We start from the raw sequence: 7040 nt of genomic DNA on the forward strand, positions 1-7040 counted from the left end.
GTACAGACGCCTCATACCGGGCCGTGATCATCCCGGTATGAGGCGTCTGTACGGTGAGCGGGCTCTCCGCCCTCTCACCGGACAGGAGTCGGCCCATGAACAACGCCACCCGGCATGGAATCGGCGCGCTCATCGGCGTGGTCGCCACCCCCTTGATCGCGGGCTGCCTGGCCTACAGCGTCGATGACGTGCGCCTGTCGGTGGCCTCCGGCCTCCAGGCGAAGATCGATGATGTCCCGGCGCCACACGACTGGGCGGCGCTCGGCCTCCTGCTGGTGGGCGCCGCCGTGATCGGCCTGGTGGTGAACGCGCGGCTGTCCCCGCTCGCATCGCTCGTCCCCGGTGTGCTCGGCGGCGCCCTCGGGGTGCTGTGGTTCCTGGAGACGGCATGGATGCTCGACAAGTCCACGCCGGAGTTCGTGCCGGAGGACCTCTACCTCGGCTACACGAACATGGCCGCCAACGGGACCTTCATGATCATCGGAGTCGCGCTCGTCGTGGCCTCGCTGTCGCCTCGGCGCTGGCGCGGCACCCGCACGTCCGAGCCTGCCACGTCGCCCGCGCCCATCGCGCCGAGGAAGCCGGGACCGGGCGAGGACGTGGTCGAGGCGTAGCCGGCCTTGGCCGGGTCGACCACCGTCAGACGGCGGCGAGGACGCCGGGGACGTCGTTGACCACCATCGCGTCGAACCCGGCCTCCGCGTAGGTCGGCGCGGCCTCCGCCGACGGGCACCAGGCGATCGTCTCCAGGCCGGCCTTGTGCGCGACGTCCACGCAGTGCTCCAGCGGACGCAGGCGCGTGTCGGGGTGGTCGATGCCGCACGATCCGGTGTGCACGGCGACGACGTCCAGGCCGAGGCCCGCCGCCGCCGGGACGGCGTGCCACAGCGGGAAACGCAGCCACGTCAGCAGCCCGACCGGGACGCCCGGCAGTTCGTCCCGGAGGAACGTCAGCAGCGACGGGTCGAAGGACGTGACGAGGAGTCGGCGCCGCTTCGCCTCCCGCTTCAGCACGGGGAGGAGCAGCGCGCCAGTACGGCGGGACGGCTCGTCCAGCGCGTCCTCCAGGACGGTCTTGACGTCCACGTCCACCGCGACGTCCGAAGGCAGCGCGTCGAAGATCTCGGTCAGCAGGGGCAGGCCGCTCGCGGTGGCGGGCAGGTCGACCAGGTGGTCGCCGTTCACCGTCGTCGGGTCGTGCCGCAGGACGAGGTGGTCGTCGGCGGTGCGCGTCACATCGATCTCGACCCAGGACAGTCCGGCGTCGACGGCGGCGAGCAGCGACGGCAGCGTGTTCTCGGAGACGGGGGCCGAGGCGCCGGGCGGCGTGAGGTCGCCCGACCCGTACCCGCGATGCCCGATGACCGTGGGCGTGTTGTCGAAGATCAAGGCTTCACCTCGGTGGCGAGATGTTCGGCGATGACGGCGTCGAGGGGCTGGGTGACCTTGAGGTTGCGCTCGCTGCCCGCGACCACCCGGATGGGGACGTCCGGCAGGTAGCGGTGCACGATCCCGCAGTCGTCGGTGGCGCACAGCCCCGGATCGGCGAGCGCCAGCTCGTAGGCCTTGCGGATCGTGCCGAGCCGGAAGCCCTGCGGGGTCTGGAACCGGCTGAGCGTCTCGCGCGGCGGCATCGAGGCGACCACGCCGTCCTCCACCACCACGATCGTGTCGGACGAGGGGACGCCCACCGCGACGGCCTCGCAGTCGTCCAGCGCGTCCAGCACGCGGTCGATGACGGGGGCGTCCACGAACGGGCGGGCCGCGTCGTGGAAGAGGACGCGGGCGTCGTCGGCATGCCCGTCCAGTACGCGCAGCGCCGCGACCGTCGACGCGGTGCGGGTGTCGCCGCCCTCGATCACGGCGGCCGTCTTGCCGAACGGCGCGGCGATCGCGGCGGCGTCGCGCAGGTGCCCGGCCGCCATCACGACCACGACCTCGTCGACGCCGGGGTGCGCGTCGAACGCGCCGACCGCGTGCGCCAGGATGGGCCGCCCGCCGACCTCCATGAGCTGCTTGGGACGTCCCGCGCCCATGCGCTCGCCGACCCCGCCGGCGAGCACCACCGCAACCGTCCGCGTCGCCATGTCACCCCAGTCTTCCCGGCATCCCGGCCACGCTCAACGTACCGGAGGCTCCCCGGCGGCGGACGGACGAATCCGCTCGCACCGCCCGATCGCGCGGGATCGAGTATGGTTACCTCGCCGTGTTGGGGTCCGCGCAGGCGGTGCCGGCACCGCGCCACGACGGCGCCGCGCCACCGCGACGGCACCGTCCGACCCGCGCCGAGGCCCGGCTCGTTCGCGTGCGCCGCGCCGACCGTCTACGTTGCGGGCACGGATCACGTTCGACGTAGGAAAGAGGAAGCATGATCGGCATGGTGCTGGCGGCGGGTGCGGGCCGGAGGCTGCGGCCCTACACCGACACCCTCCCCAAGGCCCTGGTCCCGGTGGACGGCGAGACCACCATCCTGGACATCGCCCTCCGCAACCTCGCCGAAGTCGGGCTGACCGACGTCGTCATCGTCGTCGGCTACCAGGCCGGCGCCGTCGAGGAGCGCCAGGCCGCCCTCGAAGAGCGGTACGGCGTGACCATCACGCTGGTTCACAACGACAAGGCCGAGGAGTGGAACAACGCCTACTCCATGTGGCTGGCTCGGGAGCACTTCTCCAAGGGCGTCCTCATGGTGAACGGCGACACGGTCCATCCGGTGGGCGTCGAGAAGACGCTACTGGCGAACCGTGGTCCGGACATCCTCCTGGCCGTGGACGATGTGAAAACTCTCGCCGACGAGGAGATGAAGGTCATCCTCGACGGTGAAGGCCACCTGAAGACCATCACCAAGCTGATGGACCCGTCGACCGCGGGCGGCGAGTACATCGGCGCCACCCTGATCGAGCCCGCGGCCGCCGAGCCGCTGGCCGACGCGCTCAAGGCCACCTGGGAGCGCGACCCCGACCTCTACTACGAGGACGGCTACCAGGAGCACGTGAACCGCGGCGGCCGCATCGGCGTCGCGCCGATCGGCGAGGTCGACTGGGTCGAGGTCGACAACCACGACGACCTGGAGAAGGCCCGGCGGATCGCCAAGGGCTACTGACGCCGTCCAGCCTGGCAAGCGCGGGACGACTTTGAGCGAGGAGGCACATGCCCCTGCTGACGCGGATGCTCAACGCGCCGCTCTCCATCGACGTGCGGCGCGGCGCCGTCGCCGCCCTCGGTGAGCTGCTCGCCGACCGGCGCATCGCCACCGAGGGACGGGTGGCGATCGCGGTCGGCCCCGGCCAGGGCGACCAGATCGCCGAGCACGTCCGGCACTCCCTGGCCGCCTGCGAGGTGTACCAGGTCGCGGGCGGCACCGTGGACGCGGCCGTCGAGCTGGCGGCCAAGCTGCGCGCCGGGTCCTACGAGGCCGTCGTCGGGATCGGCGGCGGCCGGACGATCGACGCCACCAAGTACGCGGCGACGCTGTCGGGCATCCCGATGGTGTCGGTCGCGACGAACCTGTCCCACGACGGGATCTGCTCGCCGGTCGCCTCCCTCGTGCACGAGAGCGGCAAGGGCTCGTTCGGCGTGGTGATGCCGCTCGCGATGATCATCGACCTGGACTACGTGCACGCCGCGCCGCCCCGGCTGATCCGGGCCGGGATCGGGGACGTGCTGAGCAACCTGTCCGCGGTGGAGGACTGGCTGTTGGCGGGCGAGCAGTGCGGCGAGCGGATCGACCGGATGGCGCTCACCGTGGCCCGCACCGCCGCCGAGGCGCTGCTGCACCAGCCGGGCACGATCGAGTCGGACCGGTTCCTCACCGTCCTCGCCGAGAGCCTGGTGCTGTCGGGGATGTCGATGGCGTTCGCCGGCGACTCCCGGCCCGCCAGCGGCGGCGACCACGAGATCATGCACGCCATCGACCAGCTCTACCCCGACACCGCCAACCACGGCGAGCTGGCGGGGATCGGCACGGCGTTCTGCTTCCACCTGCGCGCCACCCGGCTCCCCCCGGACGAGGCGGGCGCCGCGCCGGAGCGGCTGCACGAGATCCTCGCCTGCCTGGGCCGGCACGGGCTGCCCCGCCTTCCGGGCGAGGTCGGCCTGTCCGTCGAGCAGTTCACCGAGGCCGTCCTGTTCGCGCCGCAGACCCGGCCCGGCCGCTACACCATCCTGGAATACCTCAATCTCGACAAGGGCGAGGCCCGCAAGGCGGTGGAAGAGTATGTCCAGGCCCATGGAGGCTGACCTCGCCGGGCACTCCGCCGAACCGTCCGGCGAGGACCAGCGGCCGCACCGCAAGGGCGCGAAGGTCGCCGACGTCCGCCGGTACGGGCAGCCGCCCGGCCTGAAGGACCGGCGCAACGAGGAGCACTGGGCGGGCCGCCTCTACATGCGGGACGTCTCCCCGTACTTCGGGTGGGTCGCGCTGCGCCTCGGGTTCAGCCCGAACCAGCTCACCTACCTGATGATGGCGAGCGGCGTGCTCGCCGGCGTCGTCGTGTCGCTGCCCGCGCCCGAGCTGTGGACGGCGCTCGGCGGCGCCGTCCTCATCCAGGTCTACCTGCTGCTCGACTGCGTGGACGGCGAGGTCGCCCGCTACCTGAAGCAGACCTCGGTGGCCGGGGTGTTCCTCGACCGCATCGGCCACTACCTGTCCGAGATCTCGCTGCTCATCGGGCTCGGGTTCATGGCGCAGGGCGGCTGGCGGAACGGCGGCTGGGTCGAGCTCGGCCTCGTCGCCGCGCTCGGCGCCGCGCTGATCAAGGCGGAGACCGACAACGTCGTCGTCGCCCGCGCCAAGTCGGGGCTGACCGCCGACCCGTCCGGCGGCGACCGGGCGCTGCGCCCCCGCTCCACCCGCATCGCGCTCGCCCGGCAGGCCGCGTCCATGCTGCGCTTCCACCGGATCATCGGCGCGGTCGAGCTGTCGCTGCTGATCCTCGCGGCGGCCGTGGTCGACACCGTCTTCGGGTTCGACACGCCGGCCGCCGTCCGCGTGCTGATGGTCGCGGTGGCCGTCGTGGCCGTCCTGCAGACCGTGCTTCACCTGGTCAGCATCCTGGCCTCCCGGAGGCTGAAGTGAAACTGTCCGTCGTCGTCCTGACCATGGGCAACCGTCCGGAGGAGCTGGCGCGCGCCGTCCGCAGTGCCCTGGAGCAGGAGCACGTGGACGTCGAGGTCGTCCTCGTCGGCAACGGCGTCGACCCGGTCGGCGGCAACGCGGGCGTCGCGCCGTTCGACGACGAGCGCGTCAAGACCATCAGCCTCCCGACGAACCTGGGCATCCCGGGCGGACGGAACCGGGGCGTCGAGGCGTCCTGCGGCGACGTGATCCTCTTCCTGGACGATGACGGCTGGTACCGCTCCACCCGTCTCGGCGCCCACCTGCGCGACCGGTTCTCCGCCGAACCCGACCTCGGCGTCGTCTCGTTCCGCGTCCGCGACCCCGAGGGCGGACGCGGCGAGCGCCGGCACGTCCCCCGGCTGCGCGCGGGCGACCCGGAGCGCTCGTCCCCCGTCACGACGTTCCTCGGCGGTGCCTGCGCGGTCCGCCGCGCCGCGTTCGACGCCGGCGGCGGCCTCCCCGAGGACTTCTTCTACGCCCACGAGGAGACCGACCTCGCCTGGCAGATCCTCAACGCGGGCTACCGCATCGTCTACGACGCGTCCGCGGTCATGTTCCACCCGGCCGTCCTGCCGACGCGGCACGACATGTTCTACCGCTACAACGCCCGCAACCGGGTCTGGCTGGCGCGCCGCAACCTCCCGTGGCCGCTCGCGCTCACCTATCTCGCCGTGTGGATCGGCATGACCGTCCTCCGCGAGCGCAAGCCGAGCGCCCTCAAGCCGTGGTTCAAGGGCTTCCTGGAGGGCTGGCGCAAGCCCGCCGGCCCCCGCCGCCCCATCTCGTACCGCACCGCCTGGCGCATGACCCGGACGGGACGTCCGCCCATCATCTAGGGGGTCCGCACGGCCGCCAGGATCAGGTGGGTGAGTTCGGCGATGATGTCGTCGAGCGGGATGTCCTGGTCGCGGGCGGACCAGTGGTGGACGAGGTTGTTGACCGCCCCGATGACGGCGATCATGGTGAGCCGGTAGTCGCGGTCGACGGCCTCGCCGCGCGCGGCCGCCTCCCGCGCCATCGTGGTCAGCGAGTCCTCCCACTGGCCGCGCCACCGGAACCGGCGCTGCTCCAGATTCGCGCTGACGCCGATGACCTCGACGAACGCGATGCGCGCCCAGCGCGGATCGCTCGCGGTGACGGTGACGAACGCGCGGACGGCGCGCTCGACGCGGGTCCCGAGATCGGCGTCCCCGGCGCCCGCGTAGGCGGCGGCGAGCGCCTCCGCCGCGCGCTCGTTGATGCTGCTGTGCAGCGCGGTGAGGAGTTCCTCGCGCCCGGTGAACTCCTCGTAGAAGTTGCGGGTCGACACGCTCGCCGTCGCGCACAGCCGCTCGATGGACGTCGCCGCGTAGCCGCGCGTCCCGAACAACTCCAGCCCGGCGGCCAGCAGCCGCTCCCGCCGCTCGGCGCGGCGCTCCTCCGCCGATCGGCCGCCGTAGCTGCGCCTGGGTGCGGGATTCCGGCCGGTCATCGATCTCCGTTCACCCGTGCGAAAGGGGGCATCGTCAGACTAACCCCCGCGCACTGGCATTTATCACCTACGCGGTGAGCCGTAACTCAGTCGCTCAGCAGGATGTCGCGCCATTCGGGATCGGCGGTGAGCACGGTCAACCGCTGCGTGGCCCGCGAAACCGCCACATACAGGACCCGCAACCCGCGCGGCGACTGAGCGGCCACGGTCTCCGGCGCGACGATCACGGCCGCATCGAACTCCAGCCCCTTGGCTTCGAGCACGTCCAAAACCTGCACCCGCTCCGGCAGCCCTTCGCCGAGCCGCCCCCGATCACCCTCACTCCACGCCACTTCACTGGCTGCGGTGGGGGCGTCGAAGAGGGAGGTTTGGGTGGTGGCCGTCTCTTGTACACATCTGACGCTGCCGACGGAAAGGATCCTGACGATCTCATCGGGCGGCCAACCCGTAAAA

The 7040-nt window shown here is 71.9% G+C and carries 9 protein-coding genes; 5 read left to right on the forward strand and 4 right to left on the reverse strand.

Going from position 1 to position 7040, the window contains the following annotated elements; genetic code table 11:
* The first annotated feature begins 95 nt into the window (after positions 1-95).
* Positions 96-614 carry a hypothetical protein gene (locus HUX53_RS06255; protein WP_176402213.1) on the forward strand — a complete coding sequence of 173 codons (519 nt, stop codon included), beginning with the start codon at positions 96-98 and terminating at the stop codon, positions 612-614.
* A gap of 25 nt (positions 615-639) precedes the next feature.
* Here HUX53_RS06255 and HUX53_RS06260 read toward each other — a convergent pair whose 3' ends face one another.
* Together HUX53_RS06260 and ispD are read right to left on the reverse strand one after the other, a co-directional pair.
* Positions 640-1389 carry a glycerophosphodiester phosphodiesterase gene (locus HUX53_RS06260; RefSeq protein ID WP_176402214.1) on the reverse strand — a complete coding sequence of 250 codons (750 nt, stop codon included), beginning with the start codon at positions 1387-1389 and terminating at the stop codon, positions 640-642.
* Positions 1386-2087, reverse strand: coding sequence for a 2-C-methyl-D-erythritol 4-phosphate cytidylyltransferase (gene ispD / locus HUX53_RS06265; protein ID WP_176402215.1), 702 nt, complete (start codon positions 2085-2087; stop codon positions 1386-1388). Before ispD ends, HUX53_RS06260 begins: the two co-directional genes overlap by 4 nt.
* Before the next feature lie 281 nt (positions 2088-2368).
* On the opposite strand from ispD, the gene HUX53_RS06270 reads away from it, so the two are divergent.
* The 4 genes from HUX53_RS06270 to HUX53_RS06285 are packed head-to-tail and all read left to right on the forward strand — an operon-like array spanning position 2369 to position 5952.
* A complete protein-coding gene (locus HUX53_RS06270; RefSeq protein WP_176402216.1) occupies positions 2369-3100 on the forward strand; it encodes a sugar phosphate nucleotidyltransferase in 732 nt (243 codons plus the stop codon).
* Between the two features lie 47 nt (positions 3101-3147).
* Positions 3148-4236 carry an iron-containing alcohol dehydrogenase family protein gene (locus HUX53_RS06275; protein WP_176402217.1) on the forward strand — a complete coding sequence of 363 codons (1089 nt, stop codon included), beginning with the start codon at positions 3148-3150 and terminating at the stop codon, positions 4234-4236.
* Positions 4226-5074, forward strand: a complete 849-nt coding sequence (locus HUX53_RS06280; RefSeq protein WP_255204985.1) for a CDP-alcohol phosphatidyltransferase family protein — start codon at positions 4226-4228, stop codon at positions 5072-5074. The genes HUX53_RS06275 and HUX53_RS06280 overlap by 11 nt, the downstream gene beginning before the upstream one ends.
* Before the next feature lie 23 nt (positions 5075-5097).
* Positions 5098-5952, forward strand: coding sequence for a glycosyltransferase family 2 protein (locus HUX53_RS06285; RefSeq protein ID WP_176402220.1), 855 nt, complete (start codon positions 5098-5100; stop codon positions 5950-5952).
* Here the strand turns inward: HUX53_RS06285 and HUX53_RS06290 are convergent.
* Positions 5949-6587, reverse strand: a complete 639-nt coding sequence (locus tag HUX53_RS06290; protein ID WP_176402219.1) for a TetR/AcrR family transcriptional regulator — start codon at positions 6585-6587, stop codon at positions 5949-5951. The genes HUX53_RS06285 and HUX53_RS06290 overlap by 4 nt on opposite strands.
* A gap of 86 nt (positions 6588-6673) precedes the next feature.
* Positions 6674-7040 (reverse strand): ATP-binding domain-containing protein (locus tag HUX53_RS40770; RefSeq protein ID WP_255204986.1); only part of this gene is annotated, 367 nt, incomplete at its 5' end.

Source organism: Actinomadura sp. BRA 177, assembly GCF_013372625.1.
Classification (GTDB): domain Bacteria; phylum Actinomycetota; class Actinomycetes; order Streptosporangiales; family Streptosporangiaceae; genus Spirillospora.